Source organism: Streptomyces marianii (genome assembly GCF_005795905.1).
Classification (GTDB): domain Bacteria; phylum Actinomycetota; class Actinomycetes; order Streptomycetales; family Streptomycetaceae; genus Streptomyces; species Streptomyces marianii.
On record NZ_VAWE01000001.1, the window covers coordinates 5,073,093 to 5,094,935 of the forward strand.

Genomic DNA, 21,843 nt, shown 5'->3' on the forward strand with positions numbered 1-21,843 from the left:
CCGGGCGGTTAGGCTCTTGCCGCAAGGCCGAAGCGGCCCTGCACCGACACGGCCCCGCTTGTGTCACCTCACGCGTCACATCCCAGAAGGAGATGCTCGTGCCGTCCATCGACGTCGTCGTAGCCCGGGAAATCCTGGACTCCCGAGGCAACCCCACGGTCGAGGTCGAGGTCGGCCTCGACGACGGCAGCACCGGCCGTGCTGCCGTTCCGTCCGGTGCGTCCACCGGCGCCTTCGAGGCCCTCGAGCTCCGCGACGGCGACCCGAACCGCTACCTTGGCAAGGGCGTCGAGAAGGCCGTCCTCGCCGTCATCGAGCAGATCGGCCCCGAGCTCGTCGGCTACGACGCCACCGAGCAGCGCCTGATCGACCAGGCGATGTTCGACCTCGACGCCACCCCAGACAAGTCCTCCCTCGGCGCCAACGCGATCCTCGGCGTCTCCCTCGCCGTCGCGCACGCCGCCTCCGAGGCGTCCGACCTGCCGCTGTTCCGCTACCTCGGCGGCCCGAACGCGCACCTGCTGCCCGTTCCGATGATGAACATCCTGAACGGCGGCTCGCACGCCGACTCCAACGTGGACATCCAGGAGTTCATGATCGCGCCCATCGGCGCGGAGTCCTTCTCCGAGGCCCTGCGCTGGGGCACCGAGGTCTACCACACCCTGAAGAAGGTCCTGAAGGAGAAGGGACTCTCCACCGGACTCGGCGACGAGGGCGGCTTCGCCCCGAACCTGGGCTCCAACCGCGATGCCCTCGACCTCATCCTCGAGGCGATCAAGAAGGCCGGCTACACGCCGGGCAAGGACATCGCGCTCGCGCTCGACGTCGCCGCCTCCGAGTTCTACAAGGACGGCGCCTACGAGTTCGAGGGCAAGTCCCGCTCGGCCGCCGAGATGACCGAGTACTACGAGGAGCTGGTCTCCGCCTACCCGCTGGTCTCGATCGAGGACCCGCTGTTCGAGGACGACTGGGACGGCTGGAAGACGATCACCGAGAAGCTCGGTGCCAAGGTCCAGCTGGTCGGCGACGACCTGTTCGTGACCAACCCCGAGCGCCTCGCCCGCGGTATCGACGAGGCCGCCGCCAACGCCCTCCTGGTCAAGGTCAACCAGATCGGCTCGCTGACCGAGACCCTCGACGCGGTCGAGCTGGCCCAGCGCAGCGGCTTCAAGTGCATGATGTCCCACCGATCCGGCGAGACCGAGGACGTCACCATCGCCGACCTGGCCGTCGCCACCAACTGCGGTCAGATCAAGACCGGTGCCCCGGCCCGTTCCGAGCGCGTCGCCAAGTACAACCAGCTCCTGCGCATCGAGGAGATCCTCGACGACGCCGCGGTGTACGCCGGCCGCAGCGCGTTCCCGCGCTTCAAGGGCTGATTCCGGACGCCCTCGCCGGGCGGCGAGCCCGGCGGGGGCGGAGGTTGCCTACGTCCCCGCACACGGTCCCGTACCGTGTGCGGGGACGTACGCACGTGAAGGGGAGGCGCACTGATGGCCCGGGACCGGTTCTCCACCGCGACCAGGCTGCGGCTGCTCGGTGAGCAGACCGCCGCCCGCGTCTACCGTTCGCAGTCCCGCCGGCAGGCTCGGCGTTCCCGGCTCACCGGCCGGGCCGCCTTCCTCGCACTCGTCGTATGCTCGATGATCGTCGCGCTCGCCTATCCGATGCGTGCGTACGTGTCGCAGCAGAACGAGGTCGACGAGCAGCAGCGGCTCGCCGCCGCGGCCCGCGAGCGCGTGGAGCGGCTGCGCGACGAGAAGGCCCGCCTCCAGGACGACGCGTACGTCATGCGGCTGGCCCGTGAGCACCTGCACATGGTCCGGCCCGGCGAGACCGGGTACATCGTGGTCGACCCGCGGGCGGCCCGTGAGCCACGTGCCGAGGAGGCCGGTGTCGGCCGTCCCTGGTACTCGAACGTCTGGGACGGCGTCGACCGCGCCGACGCGCGACGCTAGCCAAGACACGGAACCGACGAAGAGACATACACATCCCATGGACACGCCCCCGCCGAGCACCGCTCCCACCCCGCCCACCGCGGAGGACATCGCCGCCTTCGAGGAGCAGCTCGGCCGCCCGCCGCGCGGTCTGCGGGCCATCGCCCACCGCTGCCCCTGCGGCCGGCCCGACGTGGTCGAGACGGCACCGCGGCTGGAGGACGGCACGCCCTTCCCGACGCTGTACTACCTGACCTGCCCGCGTGCGGCCTCGGCCATCGGCACGCTCGAGGCGAACGGCGTCATGAAGGAGATGACCGAGCGCCTGCAGGCCGATCCCGACCTGGCGGCGGCGTACCGGGCGGCGCACGAGGACTACGTCCGGCGCCGGGACGAGATCGAGGAGCTGAAGGACTTCCCCAGCGCCGGTGGCATGCCGGACCGGGTGAAGTGCCTGCATGTCCTGGTCGCCCACTCGCTCGCGGCCGGCCCCGGAGTGAACCCCCTGGGTGACGAGGCCATCGCGATGCTCCCGGAGTGGTGGGCCAAGGGCCCGTGCGTGACCGCGGGAGCGGGGGACCGCGCGAGCGCGGGCACGGAGGACGGCGCATGACCCGGGTCGCCGCCGTCGACTGCGGCACGAACTCGATCCGGCTGCTCATCGCCGACGTGGACGCCTCGACCGGTGAACTGACCGAGCTCGACCGGCGGATGACCATCGTCCGGCTCGGCCAGGGCGTCGACCGCACCGGCCGGCTGGCCCCCGAGGCCCTGGAGCGCACCTTCGCGGCCTGCCGGGAGTACGCGGGGATCATCAAGGAGCACGGAGCGGAGAGGGTCCGCTTCGTGGCGACCTCAGCCTCCCGGGATGCCGAGAACCGCGACGAGTTCGTGAGCGGTGTGGTCGGCATCCTCGGGGTCGAGCCCGAGGTGATCAGTGGTGACCAGGAGGCCGAGTTCTCCTTCACCGGGGCCACCAAGGAGCTCCCGGGCCACGAGGAGCGGCTGGTCGTGGACATCGGCGGCGGCTCGACCGAGTTCGTCATCGGCCGCGGCCACGTCGAGGCCGCCCGCTCGGTGGACATCGGCTGCGTCCGGCTGACGGAGCGTCACGTACGCAGCGACCCTCCGGCGCCGGAGGAGATCGCCGCGGTCCGGGCGGACATCGAGGCGGCGCTGGACCTGGCCGAAGAGACCGTGCCGCTCCGCGAGGCGAGCACCCTGGTGGGCCTCGCCGGCTCGGTGACCACCGTCGCCGGGATAGCGCTGGGCCTCGACGCGTACGACTCCGAGGCGATCCACCACTCGCGGGTCTCCCGGGGCCGGGTCGTGGAGATCGCCGAGCGGCTGATCCGTTCCACCCACGAGGAGCGCGCCGCGATCCCGGTGATGCACCCGGGGCGGGTGGACGTGATCATCGCGGGCACCCTGGTGCTGCTCGCGATCATGGACCGCGCCGGAGTGCCGGAGGTCGTCGTCTCGGAGCACGACATCCTCGACGGGATCGCGTTCTCCCTCGCCTGAGCGCGGGACCGGGGGGCGGCCCGGACCGGGTTCCGAGGGCGTTTTCCAGCCGGGAGGGCACCGCCCGCAAGAAAGTTCGTGAAGTTCTTCACAAGGAATTGGGCCCGGCTGGCCGTCGAAAGTGCCCCCGGAGGGCCCGCCGGGCCTGTTTTCGTGTCCAACTCCGCCCGTCCGTCCGCGCTCCGGCAGGTGGCCGTCGTGTTGCGTACACATGAAGAGGGGCCCCGGTTCACCTTCCGGCGGGAGCGTGGGGCCAGCTCAGCGGGCCTTGGCAACGTCTCCCGTTGCACCGGGGTTCCCGGGGTCCGCCATGACCTCGGTCACGTGGGCGGCGGAGTGTAGCAGAAGGTCCCCCAGTGCTTGTGAAGGGGCTCACGAGCACCCCCTCCGAGGGGGGTGGATACTCGATGGCATGAGCACCACGGAGCGTCCCAGGATCCTCGTAGTAGGCGGTGGGTACGTAGGCCTGTACGCAGCTCGTCGCATTCTGAAGAAGATGCGGTACGGGGAGGCGACCGTCACGGTCGTCGACCCGCGGTCGTACATGACGTACCAGCCCTTCCTTCCCGAAGCAGCCGCCGGCAGCATCTCGCCGCGGCACGTCGTCGTCCCGCTGCGACGTGTGCTGCCCAAGGCCGAGGTACTCACCGGCCGGGTCACCACCATCGATCAGGACCGCAAGGTCGCCACGGTCGCGCCGCTCGTCGGCGAGGCCTACGAGCTGCCCTTCGACTACCTGGTCATCGCGCTCGGCGCGGTCTCCCGCACCTTCCCGATCCCCGGCCTCGCCGAGCAGGGCATCGGCATGAAGGGCATCGAGGAGGCCATCGGCCTGCGCAACCATGTCCTCGAGCAGCTGGACAAGGCCGACTCCACCACCGACGAGGAGGTCCGCCGCAAGGCCCTGACCTTCGTCTTCGTCGGAGGCGGCTTCGCCGGCGCCGAGACCATAGGCGAGGTCGAGGACCTGGCCCGCGACGCGGTCAAGTACTACAAGAGCATCAAGCGCGAGGACATGCGCTTCGTCCTCGTCGACGCCGCGGACAAGATCCTTCCCGAGGTCGGCCCCAAGCTCGGCAAGTACGGCAAGGAGCACCTCGAGGCCCGCGGCATCGAGATCTACCTCAACACCTCCATGGACTCCTGCGTGGACGGCCACGTGGTGCTGAAGAACGGCCTGGAGGTCGACTCCAACACCATCGTCTGGACCGCCGGTGTGAAGCCGAACCCGGCCCTGGCCCGCTACGGCCTGCCGCTCGGCCCCCGCGGCCACGTGGACACCCGGCCGACGCTCCAGGTGCAGGGCACCGACTACATCTGGGCCGCGGGCGACAACGCCCAGGTCCCGGACATCGCCGCCCGCAAGGCCGGTGTCGAGAACGCCTGGTGCCCGCCGAACGCCCAGCACGCGCTGCGTCAGGCCAAGCTCCTCGGCGACAACGTGATCTCCGGTATGCGGGGCTTCCCGCAGAAGGAGTACAGCCACGCCAACAAGGGCGCGGTCGCCGGTCTCGGCCTGCACAAGGGCGTCGCGATGATCGTCATGGGCAAGGTGAAGATCAAGCTCAAGGGCCGGCTGGCCTGGTACATGCACCGTGGCTACCACGGCATGGCGATGCCGACCTGGAACCGCAAGATCCGCGTCTTCGCCGACTGGACCCTCGCGATGTTCCTCAAGCGCGAGGTCGTCTCGCTCGGCGCGATCGAGTCGCCTCGCGAGGAGTTCTACGAGGCCGCCAGGCCGGCCCCGGCGGCGACCAAGCCCGCCCCGGAGAAGGCCAAGGCGTCCTGACCCCGCAGTAGTACCCCCGAAGGGGCCGTCCGCCATCCGTGGTGCGGACGGCCCCTTCGGCGTACTTTGAGCACACTCCGCACGGGGAAGTTGTCTGTTTTGCCGTCCATTTGCCCACCAGGGGACTGCGTTCGCACGCCGAGGGCGTTTACGTGGTGTTGGGCATTTCCGTCAAACAGCGATCACGGAGGTGTGCGCCATGGCCGATGCCGCTTCGCGGCTCACCGCCCTCACCGAAGAACTGCTCGGGGCACCGCCCCCGGTCCGCATCCGGGCCTGGGACGGAAGCGAGTCGGGGCCCGCCGACGGCCCGGTCCTCGTCATCCGGCACCGGCGCGCCCTGCGCCGGCTGCTGTGGAAGCCGGGCGAACTCGGCCTGGCCCGCGGCTGGGTGGCCGGGGAGATCGACGTCGAGGGCGATCTGTACGAGGCCCTGGGGGCTCTCGCGGGGCTGATCTGGGAGCGCTCCGAGCCCGGCCCGGGGCTGCGTTCGATGGGCGATCCCCGGCTGCGCTCGGCCGTCGGGGAGCTGATCGCACTCGCCGGGCCCCGCTCCTGGCTGCCGGTGCCGCCGCCCGCCGAGGAGGTGGCCGGGCGCCGCGGCCCGCTGCACACGAAGGCGCGCGACCGGCAGGCGATCAGCCACCACTACGACGTCGGCAACGCGTTCTACGAGCAGGTGCTCGGGCCGTCGATGGTCTACTCGTGCGCCTACTGGCAGGACGGGGGTTCGCTGGAGGACGCGCAGCGCGACAAACTCGACCTCGTCTGCCGCAAACTCGCCCTGGGTGACGGGGACCGACTGCTGGACGTCGGCTGCGGCTGGGGCTCGATGGCGATCCACGCGGCCAGGGAGTACGGCGCCCGGGTCACCGGGGTCACCCTGTCCCGGGAGCAGGCCGCGCACGCCCGCAAGCGGATCGCCGAGGAGGGGCTGACCGACCGCGTCGAGATCCGGGTCCAGGACTACCGGGACGTCAAGGACGGTCCGTACGACGCGATCTCGTCCATCGGGATGGCCGAGCACGTCGGCTCCGCCCGGTACCGGGAGTACGCCGATGTGCTCCACGGACTGCTGCGGCCCGGGGGCAGGCTCCTCAACCACCAGATCGCGCGCCGCCCCGAGCAGGACGAAGCCGCCTACCACGTGGACGACTTCATCGACGCCTACGTCTTCCCCGACGGCGAGCTGGCGCCGATCGGGACGACCGTGTCGATCCTGGAGGAGGCCGGCTTCGAGGCCCGCGACGTCGAGTCCCTCCGCGAGCACTACGCCCGCACGCTGCGCGCCTGGGTGGCCAATCTGGAGTCCGACTGGGAACGGGCGGTACGGCACTCCTCGCCGGGCCGCGCCCGGATCTGGCGCCTCTACATGGCCGCCTCGGCCGTCTCCTTCGAGCGCAACAGGATCGGGGTCAACCAGGTCCTCGCGGTGAAGGGCCGGGACGGTGGCGCGTCCGGCATGCCGCTGAGGGCGCGCAGCTGGACCGGGGCCGAGGGCCGCTGAGGTCAGGGGCCGGGGCGTCGCCCCGGCCCCGTGCACGCGCGCCCGGGGCCGGGCCCCTTCCGCGGGGCCCGGCCCCGGGCGCGTGTGCTCGGCCGTCCGTGGTGCCGCTACTCGGTCTTGATCGCGGTCAGCATGTTCAGCTTCGCGGCGCTGCGGGCCGGCCACAGCGCGGCGAGCACGCCCACCAGCGCGGCGAGCACCAGGAAGAGGCCGATCCGGTCCCACGGCAGGACCAGGGCGTAGCCCGGCACCTTGTCCCGGAAGGTCTCGCCGATCGCCCAGCCGAGGAAGGTGCCGAGGCCGATGCCGACGACCGCGCCGAACACGGAGATGACGACGGCCTCCAGCCGGACCATCCGCTTCACCCGGCGCCGGTCCAGGCCGATGGCGCGCAGCATGCCGATCTCCTGCTGCCGCTCGAAGACGGACATCGCCAGGGTGTTGACCACCCCGAGCACCGCGATGAGCAGGGCCATCGCGAGCAGGCCGTACATGATGTTCAGCATGGTGTTGATCGCGCCGCCGAACTGGTCGCGGATGTCCTGCCGGTCCATCACCGCGATGGCGGGGTTGTCGCCCAGCGCGTCGATCAGGGCCTTCTCGTTCGCCTCGCTCTGACCGCCGTCCGTCTTCACGAAGATCTCCGGGATGTGCGGCTTCACCTCGTGCCGGCCGGCGACCTCGGTGCTCACCAGGACCGGCGAGAGGAAATCGCTGTCCTTGAAGACCGCGCCGACCTCCAGGGTCCCCTTCTTCTTGTCGCCGAAGGTGACCGGGAGGCTGTCGCCGACCTTCCAGCCCTTGCTCGTGGCCGTCTTCTCGGCGACCGCGACGCGCCCCTTCGCGAGGGTGTCCAGGCTGCCCTTCACGACCTCGACGTTCAGGACCTTCCCGACGTCCCCGGGCGTGACCGCCGACGCTGACGGGAAGTCGCCCTCCACCTCGAGGTACACGGCCTGATTCGGGGAGACCGCCGTGACGCCCGGGGCCTTCTCCAGCGCTGCCAGCACGGACTGGTCGAGCGCCCTGCCGTTGGCCATCGTGACCATGTAGTCGGCCTTGATGTTGTCCGTCGTCATCTTGTCGACGGCCCTGCCGACGGTGACGCCGAGGACGGAGAGACCCGTGACCAGGGTCAGTCCGATCGCGAGCGCGGAGGCCGTGGCACCGGTGCGCCGGGGGTTGCGGACGGCGTTCCGTCCGGCGAGCTTGCCGGCCACCGAGAAGACGCCGACGAGCAGCGGCCGTAGGAGGGCGATGACGGGACGGGAGAGCTGCGGGATCAGCACGATCGCGCCGATCAGCGCGAGGAAGGCGCCCGCCGCGATCAGCATCCGCCCGGTGTCGCCGCCGGCGCCGGCGCCCCAGACGATGCCACCCGCGCCGAGGCCCGTCAGGACGCCTCCGATGGAGTTCCGCAGCACCAGCGACTTGGCGCCGGGCGCCGCGTGGACGCTGCCCATGGCGGCGACCGGCGGGATCTTGGCGGCCCGTCGGCCCGGCAGCCACGCGGCGAACATGGTGACGAGGACACCGACGGCGAACGCGGCGATCACCGGACTGGCGGAGATCACGAGCGGCCCGTCCGGCACCTTCATGCCGAAGGCGGCCATCCCCGAGCGCAGACCCATCGTCAGCCCGATACCGAGGACGAAGCCGACGGCCGAGGCCACCGCGCCGACGATCGCGGCCTCGATGAGCACCGAGCGGGTGATCTGGCGGCGTGAGGCGCCGACGGCCCGCATCAGGGCGAGTTCCCTGGTGCGCTGGGCGACCAGCATCGTGAAGGTGTTGGAGATCAGGAAGACGCCGACGAAGAGCGCGATGCCGGCGAAGCCGAGCAGGATCTGCTTGAGGGTGCCGAGCCCTTGCTCGATGTCCGCGGCCTGCTTCTCGGCGAGCGCCGTGCCGGTCTGCGCCTCGGCGTTCTCCGGTAGCGACCGCTCCACCGCGTCGAGGATCCTCGCGTCGTCCGCTCCGGGGGCGGCGGTGAGGGTGACGTCCCGGTAGTAGCCCGGCTTGAGGTAGAGCTCCTGGGCCACGTCGGTGTCGAAGAGGACCAGGCTGCCGCCGGCGTTCACGGCACCGTCCTTGGTGGTGAACACACCGCTGAGGGTGTACTCCTTCACGGGCCCGTTGGTGGCGACGCGGACCCGGTCGCCGACCGCGTACCTGCCCTTGGCGGCGCTGTCCGCGTCCAGGGCGATCTGGTCGGCCTTCGCGGGGCCGCTGCCGTCGGTGAAGGTGTAGGCGGGGTCCTTGCCGTCCCTGCCGGGGGCGAAGTTGGAGCCCTTGTTCGACCAGCCGACGCCGATGAGCTTGCCGTCGGGGTCGGCGACCCCGGCGAAGCCGTCGACGCGGCCCTGGGCGGCGGCGACGCCGTCCAGCGCGGCGAGCTTGCCGAGGGTCTTCTCGGAGATGCCGGGCTCCTGCTCGGCGTCGTTCTCGTCGGCGTACGAGGTGACGGCCACGGCGACGTCGTCGTAGCTCTTGGCCGACTGGTTGCGGAAGGCGTTGGAGAGGGTGTCGGCGAAGACCAGGGTGCCGGAGACGAACGCCACGCCGAGCATCACGGCGAGCACGGTCATCAGCAGCCTGGCCTTGTGCGCGAGCACGTTGCGCAAGGCGGTACGGAACATGGTGTGAGTCAGTCCTGAGGTGGGGGCCGGAAGTCTGTGGTGGAGCCGCGGATCAGCTGGTCCGGCCCTTGGCGTCGAACTCCTTCATGCGGTCCAGCACGCCGTCGGCGGTCGGGGCGATCATCTCGTCCACGATCCGGCCGTCGGCCAGGAAGACGACGCGGTCCGCGTACGACGCGGCCACCGGGTCGTGCGTCACCATCACGACGGTCTGGCCCAGTTCCCGTACGGAGTTGCGAAGGAAGCCCAGGACCTCGGCGCCGGAGCGGGAGTCGAGGTTTCCGGTCGGCTCGTCGCCGAAGATGATTTCGGGGCGGGCGGCGAGCGCCCGGGCGACGGCGACGCGCTGCTGCTGGCCGCCGGACAACTGGGTGGGCCGGTGGCCGAGCCGGCCGGAGAGCCCCACCATGTCGATGACGAGCTGCAGCCACTGCTGGTCGGGCTTGCGGCCGGCGATGTCCATCGGGAGCGTGATGTTCTCCAGTGCCGTCAGCGTCGGCAGCAGGTTGAAGGCCTGGAAGATGAAGCCGATCTTGTCGCGGCGCAGCTGGGTCAGCTGCTTGTCCTTGAGCGAACCGAGTTCGGTCTCACCGATCCGCACCGAACCGCCGCTGAAGCTGTCGAGCCCGGCGACGCAGTGCATCAGCGTCGACTTGCCCGAGCCGGACGGGCCCATGATCGCGGTGAACTCCCCCTGCCGGAAGTCCACGGTGACCCGGTCGAGGGCGACCACCTGGGTCTCGCCCTCTCCGTAGACCTTGGACAGATCCGTGGCACGGGCGGCCACCGCGGTGGCGCGGGCGGCGGTGGGTGTGGTGGTCACGAGTCGGCTCTCCTGTCGCGGCGTTCCTGGGGACCGCACCATCGTGCTGCCCGGGACCCCGCCGGATCGTCCGTCCCGGTGCCCGTTCCCGGGGCCCTCTCGGGTCTGACGGGGCGCCACCCCCGTCCTCCTTTGGTATGACGGCGTCCCCGGGGCCGCGTCCGGGTCCGGAGTGTGCTCCCGGGGTGCCGCCTGCGGGTTGTCCGGGGTGTACCCGGGCGGCGACTTTCCGTCATTCCCACGGGTGGCGCCGGGCCCGCCGGGAACGCGCCTCGGCAGGTGCAAACAGCTCCTCACGATGGCTGACGCACCCTCAGGCGTCAATAAAATAAGACAACATCGGGTCGTCGTTCCGCTGTTGGGGTGAGCCGGACGGATAGGCTCATGTGCGAACGCAGAGCCGCGTAAGCAGGACCGCGTAACCAGCCCGGATGGTGGAATGCAGACACGGCGAGCTTAAACCTCGCTGGCCTTCGGGCCGTGCCGGTTCAAGTCCGGCTCCGGGCACGTTCATGCGTCCACGGCGCGAGCGGCAACCGTTGAACTCTTGAAAGCTTGCTCGCGCCCGCGCGGCCGCCGGCGTTGCCGGACCGAAGCCGGGCCGCCCCCTCCCCTCCTCTCCCCTCCCCTCCCCTCCCCTCCCCTCTTCTCCTTGCTCGTTCTCTTCCCTCTCCTCCCGCCGCCCGGCCGCCCCGTCCGCCGCTCCCCGGCACCCACCCGGCGTGAATCCCGCCGACCCGGGAATGAGTGAGTCCGTTCACTGGCTGTCATGGGAGGAGAGAGAGCAGTGCGGGGCCCGGGGCCCCCGGTCAGTCACGATCGAGGAAAGATCCTCCTTCAGCACTAGTCCGAGGTCTTTGCCCCCGCATTACTCTTGTGTCAAGGCCGCGCAGGGCGGCCATGGAGGAGTGAGATGAGGAGCAGCAACCCGGTCTTCTCGCGACGGGGGTTCAGCCGCGACAACGGCTACGCGGGCTTCAACACCGCGCCGCAGGCCGGGGGCCCCGCAGTCGGCGGCAACCCGTACGCCCAGGGCGCGGGCAACCCGTATGCCACCAACCCGTACGCGCCGGCGGACGCCCAGCTGGGTGCCCCGCCGCAGGCGCCTGCCCGCACCAATGTGATGACGATGGACGACGTCGTGGCGCGCACCGCCATGACGCTCGGCACCGTCGTGCTCACGGCGATCCTGTCGTGGGTGCTCCTGCCCGTCGACCCGGCCAACATCGGCAAGTCGTACGGCATCGCCATCGGCGCCGCGCTGGTGGCGCTGGTGCTCGGGCTCGTCCAGTCCTTCAAGCGCAAGCCGTCGCCCGCGCTGATCCTCGCCTACGCGGCGTTCGAGGGCGTCTTCCTCGGTGTGATCTCCAGCGCGGTCTCCACGTACATCGCGGACGGCGTGGTCGCCCAGGCCGTGCTCGGCACGATGGCGGTCTTCGCCGGTGTGCTGTTCGCGTACAAGATGCGCTGGATCCGCGTCACCCGCCGCTTCTACGGCTTCGTGATGGCGGCCGCGATGGGCTTCCTGCTGCTGATGGCGGCGAACCTGCTGTTCGCCGTCTTCGGCGGCGGCGACGGTCTCGGCTTCCGCAGCGGCGGCCTCGGCATCCTGTTCGGTGTCATCGGCATCATCCTCGGTGCCTGCTTCCTCGCCCTGGACTTCAAGCAGGTCGAGGACGGCATCAACTACGGCGCTCCCCGCGAGGAGTCCTGGCTGGCCGCCTTCGGCCTGACCATGACCCTGGTGTGGATCTACCTGGAGATGCTGCGTCTGCTGTCGATCCTGCAGGGCGACGACTGACGCGCGGACGGCCGCCCGGCCGTCCGGTGAGCCGACGAAGGGCCCGCCCCGGCATCCGCCGGGCGGGTCCTTCGCTCGTCCTCGAGCCGGTTCTGCTAGAGCAGCTTGCGGGCCGCCCTCCTCAGGTCGTACTCATGGATGATCGCTTTCGCATGGCCGTACGCGAGATTGTGTTCGCTCCGGAGCCAGCTGACCTTCTCCTCGAAACGGAACAGGGACGGTCCTTCTTCGACGGTGCGCAGCCAGTCGGCGATTTCACGACCGGTGCAGTGAGGGATGCGGGAGAGCAGGTTGCGATGGGTCTCTTCGGAGAAGACTTGGGACATCGGCGCCTCCGGACGCATTGCGCGTGTGGTCCTTCACGTCACCGTGCCTCAGTGTTCGCGTGTTGGCAACAGTCCCGCACCGGCGCATAGGGTCGCATCGTGCTTGATACGACACCTCTGACGGCGGCCGTGGAGCGGTTCGCCGACCGGCTGCGGGCGGCCCCGCAGAGCCGGCTCCAGCGAGGCGCGGCGGCCGAAGGTCTGGCACTGGCCAGGGAGTTGGCGGAGCGCGCCCAGCGGATCGAGACGCCCGGGCGGCAGCCGCGGATCATGCCCGACGCGGGTGTCTTCGCGGTCGCGGACCAATTGATGGTGGCCGGGACGGATTTGGCCGAAGCCGTACGCACGGGAGCGGCCTCGCCGGAGGCACTGGACGAGGCCGTGGAACTGGTCGACGCGGCGGCGCGGCGGGCGCGGCTCTGAGAGCCCGCCGGGGAGCCCGGGGCCGGGGCCCGCGAGGCCCTGACCGTCCGGGGCTCAGAGCGAGGCGATGACGCGGTCCGCGAGGATGTAGACGTTCTCGCCGCCGCCGCAGCAGAACGTCAGGGCGTACGCACCGGAGACGCCCGAGCCGCCGAGCAGGACCGGCGTCTGCCCGGCGCGCAGCGCATCCCCGAGCCGCTCCGCGGTCTCGCGGTGCCCCGGCGTCATGCACAGGGTCGTGCCGTCGGCGAACACGTACACGTCCAACGTGCCGAGCGGCCCCGGCCGTACGTCGGTGAGGGCGGTCGCGGTGTCCGCGAGTTCCTCCAGACGTGCCACGGTGCGCTCGTGGTCGGTCACCACGGGTGTCTGCACGGGTACGAAGTCGGGGTGTGAGGGGTGCCGTCGGCGGGCCGCGGCCAGCTCCGGGGAGTCCTCCGCGAACTCGGCGGGCGGCTCGGCGAGCTCCGCGACGTCGTCGAGGGCCTCCGCCGCCTCCAGGTCCATGGCCTCCAGCCCGGCGAAGTCCGCCTGCCGGGGGATGTAGAGCGGGCCGTCCTCGCCGAGGTCCGCCAGCCCGCCGAGCGTCGACAGCGGCGACTCGCCGACGAAGTGTGGTGCGTCGGCCGCCTCGCGGGCCTCCTGCGCGGCCCAGAAGGCGCGCGCCTCGGCCAGCTCGCGCTCGCGCTCCTCGGCCAGCGCCTCGGCGACGGCGGCGCGTATCTCGGCGGCGGGTGCGGTGCGGGCCTGCGGCACGGAGCCGAAGGGGACGCCGCCCTGACGGCTCACGGCGGACAGCTCCGTACGCAGGGTGGTGACCTGCTTGCGCAGCCCGAGAGTGGTGTGCAGGGCAGCGGCGCCCACGGCCGTGGCAGCGGCGGTGGTCAGCAGCAGGGCGAGGGACATGGCGCTCACTGACGTACTCCCGGTTCTGAGGATTCCCCGACTTACTACATCAGCTTGTCGTGAGCCCACACCTGGTGTCAGTGCAATACGTCACGAAAGGGACAGGGGTCTGAGTCGGAAGCTTACCTGCGTGGCGCTTGTGACCTGGGAAAACCCGCCCCGGCGGGAGATAGGTCACATCCTGGGGGAGATTAGGTCACGGCTGGGCGACGGCGGGGTTGAGAAAGCGGTTGCCGAGGGACGGGGAGGTGCTTCGCGGCCCCTCCCGGCACCGTGCCGTGTGCCGTGTGCCGTGTGCCGTGTGCCGTGTGCCGTGTGCCGTGTGCCGTGCGCACGGCACGGGCGCGGTGCCACGGCTCCGGTCGCCGTGCGGGCGGGGCGTCGCACACGGGCGCGACGCCCCGCGCCGAGCGGCGCTCATACGCGCTCGCGCCTCAGCTGAGGCGCTCGATGACCATCGCCATGCCCTGGCCGCCGCCCACGCACATCGTCTCCAGGCCGAACTGCTTGTCGTGGAACCGGAGCGAGTTGATCAGCGTGCCGGTGATCCGGGCGCCCGTCATGCCGAAGGGGTGGCCGACCGCGATCGCGCCGCCGTTCACGTTCAGCTTCTCGAGCGGGATGCCCAGGTCCCGGTACGACGGGATGACCTGTGCGGCGAACGCCTCGTTGATCTCGACCAGGTCGATGTCGTCGATGGTGAGCCCGGCCCGCCGCAGCGCCTGGTTGCTCGCCTCGACCGGTCCGTACCCCATGATCTCGGGGGAGAGGCCGGAGACGCCGGTGGAGACGATCCGGGCCAGCGGGGTCAGACCCAGCTCCCGTGCCTTGGTGTCGGACATGATCACGAGTGCGGCCGCGCCGTCGTTGAGCGGGCAGCAGTTGCCGGCGGTGACCAGGCCGTCGGGGCGGAAGACCGGCTTCAGGCCCTGAACTCCCTCCACCGTGACACCGGCGCGCGGGCCGTCGTCCTTGCCGACGACCGTGCCGTCCGGCAGCGTCACGGGCGTGATCTCGCGCTCCCAGAAGCCGTTCTTGATGGCTTCCTCGGCGAGGTTCTGGGACCGCACGCCGAACTCGTCCATGTCCTGGCGGGTGACGCCCTTGAGGCGGGCCAGGTTCTCCGCGGTCTGGCCCATCGCGATGTACGCGTCCGGGATCAGGCCGTCCTCGCGCGGGTCGTGCCAGCTCGCGCCCTCGCTGGCGGCGACGGCGGCGGTGCGGGCCTCCGCCTCGGCGAAGAGCGGGTTGTGGGTGTCGGGCAGGCCGTCGGAGGTGCCCTTCACCGAGCGGGAGACCATCTCGACGCCGGCCGATATGAAGACGTCGCCCTCGCCGGCCTTGATGGCGTGCAGCGCCATGCGGGAGGTCTGCAGCGAGGACGAGCAGTAGCGGGTGACGGTGCAGCCGGGGAGGTGGTCCATCCCCATCTGCACGGCGACGATCCGGCCCAGGTTGTGCCCCTGCTCGCCGCCGGGCAGGCCGCAGCCGAGCATCAGGTCGTCGATGTCCTTCGGGTCCAGCTCGGGGACCTTGGCCAGCGCGGCCTGGACGATCGTCGCGGTCAGGTCGTCCGGCCGCAGGTCCTTCAGCGAGCCCTTGAAGGCCCGTCCGATGGGGGAGCGGGCGGCAGAGACGATCACGGCTTCGGGCATCACGGCTCCAGTGAGGTGCTTGGGGACGACTGTCTGGAAGTTACCCCCACGTATCGCGCGGGTCACGGTACGGACCGTGTGATGCGGGCCTCTTTTCTAAGCGCCCGCTTACGGGTGGGGCGCTTCGGGAGTGGGGCGGGCGCGGCGGCGGCGTCCCCGACCGGCGCGGCACCCGGCCACGGCCAACGTGGTCCCGGGCCCTGGCGGGCCCGGTCCCTGGCGGTCCGGGCCCGTCGTGTGGCCGGGCCTCCACGGCACTTGGGGTGTGTCCGTTCCGGGGCCTGGCCGGTCCCCGTGCCGGGCCCGTCGCGTGGCCCGTCCCGGCTCGCGGCGCCCGGATGCGCCCGGGCTCCCGGTCCACGGCGACGACCCGGTCCCGGTCTCTGGCGGTCCGGGCCCGGGCCCTGGCGACCCGGGCCCGGTCCCTGGCGGTCCGGTCGCGGCCCGCGGCGGTCTGGGCCCGTCGTGTGGCCGGGCCTCCACGGCACTTGGGGTGTGTCCGCTCCGGGGCGGCTGTTCCCGGTGGCCGGGTCGCCGTGGCCCGGTCGCGGCCCCGCGGCGGTCTGGGCCCGTCGTGTGGCCGGGCCTCCACGGCACTTGGGGTGTGTCCGTTCCGGGGCCTGGCCGGTCCCCGTGCCGGGCCCGTCGCGTGGCCCGTCCCGGCTCGCGGCGCCCGGATGCGCCCGGGCTCCCGGTCCACGGCGACGACCCGGTCCTGGACCCGGCCGCCTGCCGGGCCCGGCTTCGTCCCGGCTTCGTCCCGGCTTCGTCCCGGACCGGACCGGCGCGGGCCGCGGGGTCACTCCGTTCCCCGCCCCCGCGCCTCCGCGGCCCGGGGCTCGGAGGGTGCGGGCTCGGTCGGGACCGGCAGGCGGCGGCGCCTGCGGTGCTTCAGCAGCGCCCACGGGGCGCGGGCGCCCGTGACCTCGGTGCCGGCCTCGCTCGCCGCCTCCGCCGCGGCCTTGGCGACCGGCAGCATGCCCTCGCGGCGGTCGGCGTCCAGCCTGTCCGTCTCCGGCCACAGGCCGAGCGCCGCGCACAGCGTCGGCAGTACCGCCATCGCCGCCGTGGCGTACCCCTCCGCCGAAGGGTGGTAGTTGTCCGGGCCGAACAGTTCGCGGGGGTTCGCCGCGAACTCCGGGCCCAGCAGGTCGCCCAGCGAGACCGTGCGGCCGCCCTGTTCCACCGCGCCGATCGTCTGCGCGGCCGCGAGCTGCCGGGAGACCCGGCGGGCGAGCCAGCGCAGCGGCTGGTAGACCGGCTCGATGGTGCCGAGATCCGGGCAGGTGCCCACCACCACCTCCGCGCCCGCCGTCCGCAGTCGGCGCACCGCCGCGGACAGGTACCGTACGGACTGCGTCGGGGGCATCCGGTGCGTCACGTCGTTCGCCCCGATCATGATCACGCAGACGTCCGGGGCGCGGGCGGGATCGCGCAGGGCCAGACCCACTTGCCGTTCCAGGTCGTCGGAGCGCGCACCGGGCTGGGCCACGTTCATCAGCTCCACCGGGCGCTCGGCCACGGCCGCGAGTCCCGAGGCCAGCAGTGCCCCCGGGGTCTGCCCCGCCCGGCGCACGCCCTGCCCGGCGGCCGTCGAGTCGCCCAGCAGGGCCAGGCGCAGCGGACCTGAGAGCCCGAAGGCCGTGCCGTAGATGCCGTCCGCGCCGGGGGGGAAGGGTGCCGTGCCGCCCCCCACAGATCTCTTCGCCAGCTGCACCTCGGCCAGCAGAAGAGTCACCGCCGCAGCTCCGAGCAGACCGATCCCGCCGCCGCCGTATGCCGCGCCCGCCGCGATGCGCCGCGCCACCCTCGCCCTCGACACAGTCCCAGCCACCTCCTCGTAGCCGTGCAGTCGTCCAAGAGCTAACTGCCCCGTAACGGCCGTAGCCCAATCTCGCGCCGAATGCGCATACGCTGACGGAACCACTACGGAGATCCCGGAGACTTACGGTGCAATTCCACGACTCGATGATCAGTCTGGTTGGCAATACCCCGCTGTTGAAGCTGAACAGCGTGACCGCGGGCATTCAGGCGACGGTCCTCGCCAAGGTCGAGTACTTCAACCCCGGCGGATCGGTGAAGGACCGCATCGCCCTGCGCATGATCGAGGCCGCCGAGCAGAGCGGAGAGCTCGAGCCGGGCGGCACGATCGTCGAGCCGACGAGCGGCAACACCGGCGTCGGACTTGCCATCGTGGCCCAGCAGAAGGGCTACAAGTGCATCTTCGTCTGCCCGGACAAGGTGTCCACGGACAAGATCAATGTGCTGCGCGCCTACGGTGCCGAGGTCGTCGTCTGCCCCACGGCGGTCGACCCGGAGCACCCGGACTCGTACTACAACGTCTCGGACCGGCTGGTGCGCGAGACGCCGGGCGCCTGGAAGCCGGACCAGTACTCGAACCCGAACAACCCGCGTTCGCACTACGAGACGACCGGTCCCGAGCTCTGGGAACAGACTGAGGGAAGAATCACCCATTTCGTGGCCGGTATCGGCACCGGCGGCACCATCTCCGGCACCGGCAACTACCTGAAGGAGACCAGCGGCGGCAAGGTCCGCGTCGTCGGCGCGGACCCGGAGGGCTCCGTCTACTCAGGCGGCTCCGGCCGGCCGTACCTGGTCGAGGGCGTCGGCGAGGACTTCTGGCCCACCGCCTACGACCCGAACGTCACCGACGAGATCATCGCGGTGTCCGACAAGGACTCGTTCCAGATGACGCGCCGCCTGGCCAAGGAGGAGGGCCTCCTGGTCGGCGGCTCCTGCGGCATGGCCGTCGTCGCCGCGCTGCGCGTGGCCGAGGGCCTCGGCCCGGACGACGTGGTCGTCGTGCTGCTGCCGGACAGCGGCCGCGGCTATCTGTCGAAGATCTTCAACGACGAGTGGATGAACGACTACGGCTTCCTGGAGCAGGCCGGTGACCAGCCGCGGGTCGGCGACGTGCTGAAGCACAAGGAGGGGGCGCTGCCGTCCCTCGTGCACATGCACCCCGAGGAGACGGTCGGCCAGGCCATCGAGGTGCTGCGCGAGTACGGCGTCTCCCAGATGCCGATCGTGAAGCCGGGCGCCGGGCATCCGGACGTCATGGCCGCCGAGGTCATCGGCTCCGTGGTGGAGCGGGAGCTGCTGGATGCGCTCTTCACACAGCGCGCCTCGCTGAACGACCCGCTGGAGAAGCACATGAGCGACCCGCTTCCCCAGGTCGGATCCGGTGAGCCGGTCGGCGACCTGATGTCCGTGCTCGGCTCCGCCGACGCCGCGATCGTGCTGGTCGAGGGCAAGCCCACGGGCGTCGTGAGCCGCCAGGACCTGCTGTCGTTCCTGGCACGGTCCGGGAAGTAGGCGGTACGGGGCCGGGGTCCCCGCGCGGAGAGGGATGCGCGGGGACCGCCGCACCCCCGTGACCGGGGGGGGCGGGACGACGGCGGTCCCCGCGAGGGACGCGGTCCGGGTCAGGGCCGGTCTCACGTCCGGGCGTCCATGGAGGTCCGGGAGCCGCTCCGGAGGTCCTTGACGCCGACATCCCCCAATGTGCCGGACGTGTGTTAAGCGAGTGCTGCGCCGACATGTCGCGCCCGTACCACTTGCGCGAAGCTCCGTTCGCCGCAAGCCCGGTGGCGCCGTCGGCCGGGCACGGCAAGCCCGGTGCCCTCCGGGGCGGCTGAGGGAGGCGACGGTACGGCTTGCCCGTTCTGTATATGGTCATGCAGAGTTTAAGAACACTGAATAGCCGGTGGGCCGTAGTTCTCGGTGATCTTCGTGTCCGTTCCGCCTCCCCGTACCGCGCTCTCGCGGTACTGTCCGGCGTCCGGGAGCGGGCCGGTCCCTCCGGCGCGCCGGGCGAGACGAACTGGGGGACGGGACGGCATGAACGACACCAGCCCTGCCGCACGGCTGCAGCAGCTCTTCGAGGGCCACCGCCTCACCCCCACCCAGCGCCGCATCGCCCACTGCATGGTGCGCAGGGCGGCCGATGTGCCGTTCCTGTCCAGCGTCGAGCTGGCCGAGCTCGCCGGAGTCAGCCAGCCGTCCGTCACGCGCTTCGCCGTCGCGCTCGGCTTCGACGGCTATCCGGCGCTGCGCAGGCATCTGCGCGAGGTGGCACCGGCCGAACCGGCTGAGGAACAGCAGGAGTTCACCGAGTATCAGCAGGCCGTCCACGCCGAGATCGAGAACCTGCGCCATCTCGCCGAACTGCTCGCCGACCCGGGCCCCGTGCAGCGGGCGGCCCGGTTGCTCGCCGCCTCCCGTCCGCTGCCGGTCCTCGGGCTGCGCGCCGCCTCCTCGCAGGCCCGCGGCTTCTCGTACTTCGCGGCCAAGGTCCACCCGGACGTCCGGCTGCTCGACGAGGGGGGCTCGATGCTGGCCGACCGGGTCGACGCGGCACGGCGGGCCGGCGCGACCGCGCTGCTCTGCTTCGCCCTGCCCCGCCACCCCAGGGAGGTGGTGGAGGCGCTCGCGTACGCGCGGGGGTCCGGCCTGACCGTCGTCACGGTCGCGGACTCGGCGTTCGCGCCCGTCGCCGCCCACAGCGATGTGCTGATCCCGGCCGCCGTCGGCACCGGCCTGGCCTTCGACACGGCATGCGCGCCGATGCTGCTGGGCCGGGTGCTGCTGGAGGCGATGTGCGACGACCTGCCGGACGCGCAGGCGCGGCTGGAGGAGTTCGACGTCCGATCCGCGGAGCGCGGACTCTTCGCCGACTGACCGGACAGGACATGTCGGCGGCTCGGCGGCCCTGGCGCCGGTGACCGAGTGGCTGACCGGACCGTTCACCTGCTCGGTGCGTCACCGACCGACCGGCCGACCGGCCGACCGGCCGACCGGCTGCCTGTCTGCCTGCCTGACCGGCCCGGCTGCCGCACCGCCCGTTCGGCGTGGGGCCGGGGGTGTCCCAGGCCCGTCCTTCTCAGGCGTTCCTCAGAGAATCCGGCTAACCTCCCCGCCCTGAACGGCAGGACGGGCGAAGGGAGCGGCGTCGTGGGTCGCGGCGGAGGTCACGCACTGGCGCGTGTGGCGGTGGTGGTACGGGCCGGGGCGGCCCCGATGGTGTGGCTCGGCGTGGTCGCGGCGGCCGTCGGGCTGGTGCCGGAGGGCCTCACCGGCCGGGTGATCGGACTGTACGGGGGTGCCGCGGCGTTCCTGGTCGCGGCGGCCGTCGTGGCGTCCGTGCATAAGGGCCGCTACCGGGAGCTGGAGCGGGACGCCACCAGGGCCGCCCGGGGCGACATCCTCCAGGACCGGGCTGTGACCGTCCGCAACTGGCGCCGCACGCACCGCTGGTGGCTGCTCGTGGCGTTCGCCGCAGCGATGGCCGGTGCCTTCGCCGTACCGGCGGCGGGCGGGCTGCTGCTGACGGGCGCCGGTGCCGGGCTGTGGCTCAAGGCGCGCGCCCTGGGGCGGCGGGAGGCCGCGGCCGAGAAGCTGCTGTGGGTGCGCGCCGACTGGGTCGACGGCGGCCGGCCCGCCGGGGCGAGGGTGAGGGGCTACCGCACCACCGGCCCCGCCGCCGGGGACGCCGCCCCGGGCGGGGCTCGGCGCCGCTGAACGGTCGGCGGGGCGCCGGTGGGGCGTCAGACCTCCAGCTCGGCCTCGATCTTGCGCAGCTGGTGGCGGGCCATCGCCAGGTTGGCACGCTGGTTGTCCAGAGCCAGGTACAGGAACAGCCCGTTGCCGCCGCGCGCCTTGAGCAGCCGGATCAGGTGGTACTGCCCGCCCAGGGTGATGAGGATGTCCTCGATCTCGTCCTGGAGGCCCAGCATCTCCATCGCGCGCAGCTTTGCCCGCACCACGTCGGTGTTGCCCGCGGCCGCGACGTTCAGGTCGAGGTGCTTGCCGCCGCCGAGGGTGCCCAGGGCCATGCCGCTGGTGTAGTCGACGAGGGCGACGCCGACCGCACCCTCGATCACGGTCATCGCTTCCTTGAGGGTCGTCTCGGTGTTCGCCATGGTGGTGCCTCTCCTTGTTGGGGAACTGTTCGGTTCGAGTGGTGTGTTCGTGTGTCGGGCTGTCGGGCTGTCGGGCTGTCGGGCTGTCCGCGGCTCCGGGTGCCGGAGTGCGGGAGGCGGCGGCCCGCCCTCCGGGGCGGTGACCTCCGACGAGGAGGCCCGGCCCTTGCCGCCGGCTGGTTCAGGGGCGTTCCAGTGCTCCGTTCACGAGTTCGCCGATGCGCGCCCCCGTCCTGCGGGCCTCGAGATGCAACCGGCCGACGTTGACCCGCGGTTCGGCGGTCACGGTGAGCACGGCGGCCGTGCCCGCCGCGTACGTCGCGACATAGCCGCTCTCGCCTCGGACGAGCAGTTCACGGAAGCGGCCCTGGCCGGTCGCCTCGGTGAGCCGCACGGCGACGCCGAGTGCCGCGGCGGTCAGCGCGGCGATCGTCTCCGCCTCCGCGTCCGGTGTGTCCCTGGCCAGCACGAGGCCGTCCACGCTGGCCGCGAGGGCGCCGGTGAGCTGCGGTAACCGGTTCCTCAACCGATGCAGTTCGTCGAGGACCCCGGTGCTCGCGGTCATCAG

At 71.7% G+C, this 21,843-nt stretch carries 19 protein-coding genes and 1 tRNA gene; 12 read left to right on the forward strand and 8 right to left on the reverse strand.

What is annotated here, in order from left to right; genetic code table 11:
- Positions 1-98 precede the first annotated feature (98 nt).
- The 6 genes from eno (at position 99) to FEF34_RS22950 (ending at position 6,760) form a co-directional block, all read left to right on the forward strand.
- On the forward strand, positions 99-1,379 hold the full coding sequence (gene eno / locus FEF34_RS22925; RefSeq protein WP_199800694.1) for a phosphopyruvate hydratase: 1,281 nt from the start codon (positions 99-101) through the stop codon (positions 1,377-1,379).
- Between the two features lie 114 nt (positions 1,380-1,493).
- The gene (locus FEF34_RS22930; RefSeq protein ID WP_138054824.1) at positions 1,494-1,958 is read left to right on the forward strand and encodes an FtsB family cell division protein; all 465 of its coding nucleotides are present in this window, start codon (positions 1,494-1,496) and stop codon (positions 1,956-1,958) included.
- Positions 1,959-1,995: 37 nt separating this feature from the next.
- On the forward strand, positions 1,996-2,550 hold the full coding sequence (locus FEF34_RS22935; protein ID WP_138054825.1) for a DUF501 domain-containing protein: 555 nt from the start codon (positions 1,996-1,998) through the stop codon (positions 2,548-2,550).
- The gene (locus FEF34_RS22940; RefSeq protein WP_138054826.1) at positions 2,547-3,461 is read left to right on the forward strand and encodes a Ppx/GppA phosphatase family protein; all 915 of its coding nucleotides are present in this window, start codon (positions 2,547-2,549) and stop codon (positions 3,459-3,461) included. Before FEF34_RS22935 ends, FEF34_RS22940 begins: the two co-directional genes overlap by 4 nt.
- Before the next feature lie 412 nt (positions 3,462-3,873).
- Positions 3,874-5,253: an NAD(P)/FAD-dependent oxidoreductase gene (locus FEF34_RS22945; RefSeq protein ID WP_138054827.1), complete on the forward strand. Its 1,380-nt coding sequence runs from the start codon at positions 3,874-3,876 to the stop codon at positions 5,251-5,253.
- A gap of 199 nt (positions 5,254-5,452) precedes the next feature.
- Positions 5,453-6,760 carry an SAM-dependent methyltransferase gene (locus tag FEF34_RS22950; RefSeq protein ID WP_138054828.1) on the forward strand — a complete coding sequence of 436 codons (1,308 nt, stop codon included), beginning with the start codon at positions 5,453-5,455 and terminating at the stop codon, positions 6,758-6,760.
- A gap of 107 nt (positions 6,761-6,867) precedes the next feature.
- On the opposite strand, the gene FEF34_RS22955 is transcribed toward FEF34_RS22950, so the two are convergent.
- Both FEF34_RS22955 and FEF34_RS22960 read right to left on the reverse strand, forming a co-directional pair.
- Entirely contained in the window at positions 6,868-9,399 is a 2,532-nt protein-coding gene (locus FEF34_RS22955) for an ABC transporter permease (RefSeq protein ID WP_138054829.1), read from the reverse strand.
- Positions 9,400-9,451: 52 nt separating this feature from the next.
- Complete coding sequence (locus FEF34_RS22960; protein WP_138054830.1) at positions 9,452-10,222, reverse strand: ABC transporter ATP-binding protein; 771 nt, start codon at positions 10,220-10,222, stop codon at positions 9,452-9,454.
- Between the two features lie 425 nt (positions 10,223-10,647).
- On the opposite strand from FEF34_RS22960, the gene FEF34_RS22965 reads away from it, so the two are divergent.
- Together FEF34_RS22965 and FEF34_RS22970 are read left to right on the forward strand one after the other, a co-directional pair.
- A tRNA-Leu gene (locus FEF34_RS22965) sits at positions 10,648-10,729 on the forward strand.
- A 406-nt stretch (positions 10,730-11,135) separates the two neighbouring features.
- On the forward strand, positions 11,136-12,023 hold the full coding sequence (locus FEF34_RS22970) for a Bax inhibitor-1/YccA family protein (protein WP_138054831.1): 888 nt from the start codon (positions 11,136-11,138) through the stop codon (positions 12,021-12,023).
- Positions 12,024-12,118: 95 nt separating this feature from the next.
- On the opposite strand, the gene FEF34_RS22975 is transcribed toward FEF34_RS22970, so the two are convergent.
- Positions 12,119-12,349 (reverse strand): DUF4287 domain-containing protein, encoded by a 231-nt coding sequence (locus FEF34_RS22975; RefSeq protein ID WP_138054832.1) that lies wholly within the window; start codon positions 12,347-12,349, stop codon positions 12,119-12,121.
- Between the two features lie 99 nt (positions 12,350-12,448).
- Between FEF34_RS22975 and FEF34_RS22980 the strand changes: the two genes are divergently transcribed.
- Positions 12,449-12,772 (forward strand): hypothetical protein, encoded by a 324-nt coding sequence (locus FEF34_RS22980; RefSeq protein WP_171053051.1) that lies wholly within the window; start codon positions 12,449-12,451, stop codon positions 12,770-12,772.
- A 54-nt stretch (positions 12,773-12,826) separates the two neighbouring features.
- Here the strand turns inward: FEF34_RS22980 and FEF34_RS22985 are convergent, their stop codons facing one another.
- From FEF34_RS22985 to FEF34_RS22995, 3 genes are all read right to left on the reverse strand, one after another.
- Positions 12,827-13,678, reverse strand: a complete 852-nt coding sequence (locus FEF34_RS22985; protein ID WP_171053323.1) for a hypothetical protein — start codon at positions 13,676-13,678, stop codon at positions 12,827-12,829.
- A 434-nt stretch (positions 13,679-14,112) separates the two neighbouring features.
- Positions 14,113-15,333 carry an acetyl-CoA C-acetyltransferase gene (locus FEF34_RS22990; protein ID WP_138057666.1) on the reverse strand — a complete coding sequence of 407 codons (1,221 nt, stop codon included), beginning with the start codon at positions 15,331-15,333 and terminating at the stop codon, positions 14,113-14,115.
- 799 nt (positions 15,334-16,132) lie between these two features.
- Complete coding sequence (locus FEF34_RS22995; protein ID WP_138057667.1) at positions 16,133-17,140, reverse strand: SGNH/GDSL hydrolase family protein; 1,008 nt, start codon at positions 17,138-17,140, stop codon at positions 16,133-16,135.
- A 143-nt stretch (positions 17,141-17,283) separates the two neighbouring features.
- Here FEF34_RS22995 and FEF34_RS23000 point away from each other — a divergent pair, with 143 nt between their 5' ends.
- The 3 genes from FEF34_RS23000 (at position 17,284) to FEF34_RS23010 (ending at position 20,874) form a co-directional block, all read left to right on the forward strand.
- Positions 17,284-18,669, forward strand: a complete 1,386-nt coding sequence (locus FEF34_RS23000) for a cystathionine beta-synthase (protein WP_138054834.1) — start codon at positions 17,284-17,286, stop codon at positions 18,667-18,669.
- 525 nt (positions 18,670-19,194) lie between these two features.
- Positions 19,195-20,034 carry a MurR/RpiR family transcriptional regulator gene (locus FEF34_RS23005; protein WP_138054835.1) on the forward strand — a complete coding sequence of 280 codons (840 nt, stop codon included), beginning with the start codon at positions 19,195-19,197 and terminating at the stop codon, positions 20,032-20,034.
- Positions 20,035-20,340: 306 nt separating this feature from the next.
- On the forward strand, positions 20,341-20,874 hold the full coding sequence (locus FEF34_RS23010) for a hypothetical protein (RefSeq protein WP_138057668.1): 534 nt from the start codon (positions 20,341-20,343) through the stop codon (positions 20,872-20,874).
- Between the two features lie 26 nt (positions 20,875-20,900).
- Here the strand turns inward: FEF34_RS23010 and FEF34_RS23015 are convergent, their stop codons facing one another.
- The gene (locus FEF34_RS23015) at positions 20,901-21,275 is read right to left on the reverse strand and encodes a hypothetical protein (protein ID WP_138054836.1); all 375 of its coding nucleotides are present in this window, start codon (positions 21,273-21,275) and stop codon (positions 20,901-20,903) included.
- 181 nt (positions 21,276-21,456) lie between these two features.
- Entirely contained in the window at positions 21,457-21,840 is a 384-nt protein-coding gene (locus FEF34_RS23020) for a roadblock/LC7 domain-containing protein (RefSeq protein ID WP_138054837.1), read from the reverse strand.
- Between the last annotated feature and the right edge of the window lie 3 nt (positions 21,841-21,843).

Excerpts from the sequence above, each read along its gene's own strand:
- FEF34_RS22930 (WP_138054824.1), top strand. The coding sequence starts at position 1,494 with ATGGCCCGGGACCGGTTCTCCACCGCGACCAGGCTGCGGCTGCTCGGT.
- FEF34_RS22935 (WP_138054825.1), top strand. The coding sequence starts at position 1,996 with ATGGACACGCCCCCGCCGAGCACCGCTCCCACCCCGCCCACCGCGGAG.
- FEF34_RS22940 (WP_138054826.1), top strand. The coding sequence starts at position 2,547 with ATGACCCGGGTCGCCGCCGTCGACTGCGGCACGAACTCGATCCGGCTG.
- FEF34_RS22945 (WP_138054827.1), top strand. The coding sequence starts at position 3,874 with ATGAGCACCACGGAGCGTCCCAGGATCCTCGTAGTAGGCGGTGGGTAC.
- FEF34_RS22950 (WP_138054828.1), top strand. The coding sequence starts at position 5,453 with ATGGCCGATGCCGCTTCGCGGCTCACCGCCCTCACCGAAGAACTGCTC.
- FEF34_RS22955 (WP_138054829.1), bottom strand. The coding sequence starts at position 9,399 with ATGTTCCGTACCGCCTTGCGCAACGTGCTCGCGCACAAGGCCAGGCTG.
- FEF34_RS22970 (WP_138054831.1), top strand. The coding sequence starts at position 11,136 with ATGAGGAGCAGCAACCCGGTCTTCTCGCGACGGGGGTTCAGCCGCGAC.
- FEF34_RS22975 (WP_138054832.1), bottom strand. The coding sequence starts at position 12,349 with ATGTCCCAAGTCTTCTCCGAAGAGACCCATCGCAACCTGCTCTCCCGC.
- FEF34_RS22985 (WP_171053323.1), bottom strand. The coding sequence starts at position 13,678 with ATGTCCCTCGCCCTGCTGCTGACCACCGCCGCTGCCACGGCCGTGGGC.
- FEF34_RS22990 (WP_138057666.1), bottom strand. The coding sequence starts at position 15,333 with ATGCCCGAAGCCGTGATCGTCTCTGCCGCCCGCTCCCCCATCGGACGG.
- FEF34_RS23005 (WP_138054835.1), top strand. The coding sequence starts at position 19,195 with ATGAACGACACCAGCCCTGCCGCACGGCTGCAGCAGCTCTTCGAGGGC.
- FEF34_RS23015 (WP_138054836.1), bottom strand. The coding sequence starts at position 21,275 with ATGGCGAACACCGAGACGACCCTCAAGGAAGCGATGACCGTGATCGAG.
- FEF34_RS23020 (WP_138054837.1), bottom strand. The coding sequence starts at position 21,840 with ATGACCGCGAGCACCGGGGTCCTCGACGAACTGCATCGGTTGAGGAAC.